The 692-nt window shown below is 23.6% G+C and carries 1 pseudogene; it reads right to left on the bottom strand.

Going from position 1 to position 692, the window contains the following annotated elements:
* Nucleotides 1-316, bottom strand: a pseudogene (locus tag E6A48_RS04390) (3-deoxy-7-phosphoheptulonate synthase); the annotation flags it as partial.
* Nucleotides 317-692 lie beyond the last annotated feature (376 nt).

Here is a 692-nt window from a genome sequence, read left to right as displayed (position 1 = left end):
TTTCTACAGAACAAGGTCCTGCTATTATTACTGGTTTCTCTGAGCCTATTTTTACTCCGCTAACATCTACTATAGTATCTTCTTTTTTGAATGCTCTGTTTGCTCTTTTGAATGGTTCTTGTACTTTTAATACTTTATCTACACCTGGTAATGTTGCTATTAATTCCTTATCTACTTTAGAAGTGTCTCCCACAATACCTATAACTGTGCAGTCTACACCTACGATTTTGTTTGTGCCTAGTCCTAAATTTGTTAATCTATCTGTTATATTATTAACTTGTTCTTCTTTGGCATTAGCCTTCATTACGATAATCATTATTTTTCTCCTTAAAATATATTTATTTTTTATAATAATTAAGCATTATATTTTATAATAATGTTTTTATTTTTTGATTAAATTAAAATGTATTTGTGGTTGTTTAAAAAAAGATACTCTGGCGCTTTAAACGCCAAAATAATAAAAAGACTTAAAGTAATAAGCTAGAAAATTATTTGTATTTAAAACAATATTACCTTTCATAGTAATATATTATATTCAAAATAATTAAAAAGTCAATAGACTCATAATTATTTTGAATAAATTTAGTAATATTTTTTTAAAGTTTTTGTGATTATTTTTTATTTAATATTGTTCTTAAATATTATTTTTAAAACTTTTTATTATATCACAAGCTTCTTCAACTTCTTTTATA

It is taken from the genome of Brachyspira pilosicoli, from assembly GCF_019402445.1.
GTDB lineage: Bacteria > Spirochaetota > Brachyspiria > Brachyspirales > Brachyspiraceae > Brachyspira > Brachyspira pilosicoli_B.
The sequence above is the reverse complement of the archived record's forward strand: the minus strand, read 5'-3'. Positions and strand labels throughout refer to the sequence as shown.